The sequence below is a fragment of the Nonomuraea sp. NPDC003709 genome (assembly GCF_040610775.1).
Taxonomy (GTDB): domain Bacteria; phylum Actinomycetota; class Actinomycetes; order Streptosporangiales; family Streptosporangiaceae; genus Nonomuraea; species Nonomuraea angiospora_A.
The window spans coordinates 1-2,500 of sequence record NZ_JBEXMW010000072.1 but is presented as its reverse complement, the minus strand read 5'-3'; the positions used below and the strand labels follow the sequence as shown (position 1 = coordinate 2,500).

The 2,500-nt window shown below is 45.4% G+C and carries 1 protein-coding gene, 1 tRNA gene and 2 rRNA genes (1 of these 4 cut by a window edge); all 4 read right to left on the bottom strand.

Annotated elements, in window-relative coordinates:
• Positions 1–18: ribosomal RNA gene (locus tag ABZX61_RS65605) — 23S ribosomal RNA — on the bottom strand (it extends 2,883 nt beyond the left edge of the window).
• Between the two features lie 138 nt (positions 19–156).
• Positions 157–229, bottom strand: a tRNA-Ala gene (locus tag ABZX61_RS65600).
• Positions 230–322: 93 nt separating this feature from the next.
• Positions 323–1,869: ribosomal RNA gene (locus ABZX61_RS65595) — 16S ribosomal RNA — on the bottom strand.
• Together the 16S and 23S rRNA genes with 1 tRNA gene alongside form the textbook arrangement of a ribosomal RNA operon.
• Before the next feature lie 365 nt (positions 1,870–2,234).
• On the bottom strand, positions 2,235–2,500 hold a 266-nt coding region (locus ABZX61_RS65590), incomplete at its 5' end, for a hypothetical protein (protein WP_355213209.1).

Sequence of the window (2,500 nt, the reverse complement as noted above, 5' to 3'; positions counted from 1 at the left end):
GCCCTTATTAACTTTGCCATGATGATTTATAATCATCGTTTTTCAAGTATAAGTTTGTAAATTCTTTAAAATTCACAGCTTTTGGTTTATTTATCGTTATTAGATATTGTTATTTAGTTTTCAATGTTCAAGTGATTTTAACGTCTTGTCTGACAATGGAGCCTAGCGGGATCGAACCGCTGACCTCCTGCGTGCAAAGCAGGCGCTCTCCCAGCTGAGCTAAGGCCCCACAATCAAGAATTTGATTCTTGCTTAGGTTTATCACTAAACCCCTCAAAACTGAATAAAGTTGAATGCTCACGTCTTTGTATATATTCCTTAGAAAGGAGGTGATCCAGCCGCACCTTCCGATACGGCTACCTTGTTACGACTTCACCCCAGTCATCGGTCTTACCTTAGGAAGCGCCCTCCTTGCGGTTAGGCAACCTACTTCGGGTACTCCCAACTCCCGTGGTGTGACGGGCGGTGTGTACAAGGCCCGGGAACGTATTCACCGCGGCGTGCTGATCCGCGATTACTAGCGATTCCGACTTCATGTAGGCGAGTTGCAGCCTACAATCCGAACTGAGAATGGTTTTAAGAGATTAGCTAAACATCACTGTCTCGCGACTCGTTGTACCATCCATTGTAGCACGTGTGTAGCCCAGGTCATAAGGGGCATGATGATTTGACGTCATCCCCACCTTCCTCCGGTTTATCACCGGCAGTCTCGTTAGAGTGCCCAACTTAATGATGGCAACTAACAATAGGGGTTGCGCTCGTTGCGGGACTTAACCCAACATCTCACGACACGAGCTGACGACAACCATGCACCACCTGTATCCCGTGTCCCGAAGGAACTTCCTATCTCTAGGAATAGCACGAGTATGTCAAGACCTGGTAAGGTTCTTCGCGTTGCTTCGAATTAAACCACATGCTCCACCGCTTGTGCGGGCCCCCGTCAATTCCTTTGAGTTTCAACCTTGCGGTCGTACTCCCCAGGCGGAGTGCTTATTGCGTTAGCTGCGATACAGAGAACTTATAGCTCCCTACATCTAGCACTCATCGTTTACGGCGTGGACTACCAGGGTATCTAATCCTGTTTGCTCCCCACGCTTTCGAGCCTCAGTGTCAGTTACAGGCCAGAGAGCCGCTTTCGCCACCGGTGTTCCTCCATATATCTACGCATTTCACCGCTACACATGGAATTCCACTCTCCTCTCCTGCACTCAAGTCTACCAGTTTCCAATGCATACAATGGTTGAGCCACTGCCTTTTACACCAGACTTAATAAACCACCTGCGCTCGCTTTACGCCCAATAAATCCGGACAACGCTCGGGACCTACGTATTACCGCGGCTGCTGGCACGTAGTTAGCCGTCCCTTTCTGGGTAGTTACCGTCACTTGATGAGCTTTCCACTCTCACCAACGTTCTTCTCTACCAACAGAGTTTTACGATCCGAAAACCTTCTTCACTCACGCGGCGTTGCTCGGTCAGACTTTCGTCCATTGCCGAAGATTCCCTACTGCTGCCTCCCGTAGGAGTTTGGGCCGTGTCTCAGTCCCAATGTGGCCGATCACCCTCTCAGGTCGGCTATGTATCATCGCCTTGGTGAGCCTTTACCTCACCAACTAGCTAATACAACGCGGGATCATCTTTGAGTGATGCAATTGCATCTTTCAAACTTAAAACTTGTGTTTAAAGTTTTTATGCGGTATTAGCATTCGTTTCCAAATGTTGTCCCCCGCTCAAAGGCAGATTCCCCACGCGTTACTCACCCGTTCGCTGCTCATCCAGTCGGTACAAGTACCAACCTTCAGCGCTCAACTTGCATGTATTAGGCACGCCGCCAGCGTTCGTCCTGAGCCAGGATCAAACTCTCAAATAAAGTATTTAAGTCACCTTAGTGACTGGCTTGTCTTTCATTATTGATTGACAGATTTTTGATGTATCTTACTACATCACATGAGTCATTCTTCTTTATTCAGTTTTCAATGGTCTAGCTTATCGCTTCAAGACCCTCGTCTCTTGCGACAACTATTATATTCTATCAAACCTAACTAAACTTGTCAAGAATTAACTGTGACTTTTATACCTTTTTTTATCTTACGTTCGCTTTTTCCCTCTCCTGTATTCGCTTTATTTCATGCCACCACTAGCTTTGGTAAATTAAAAAAATTAGTCTTTTTTAACTTGCTTTTTTCTTCTCTTATCAAAAAACTCCCTATTTTTATTAAAATAGGGAATTCCTCTTCACTCTTCGTCTTCTGAAAATAAGATGGCCTTTATTTTTTCACGAAGGCGATACCGTTGCATGCGAGTTAGTTCTTCTCCTCGCATTTGTCGAAGTAGTAAGTCTTGATAATGTGCGCTCAAACCTTCATATACTTCTGCCAGCAAATGATTGAAGACCACTTCATTATCTGGACTAGTATCACCTGAATTTATCCAGTCTGAGCATTCATAAACATCTAAACCTATAAAATGGTCATGGCTTCGTTTCTTTGCATTACTTCGTC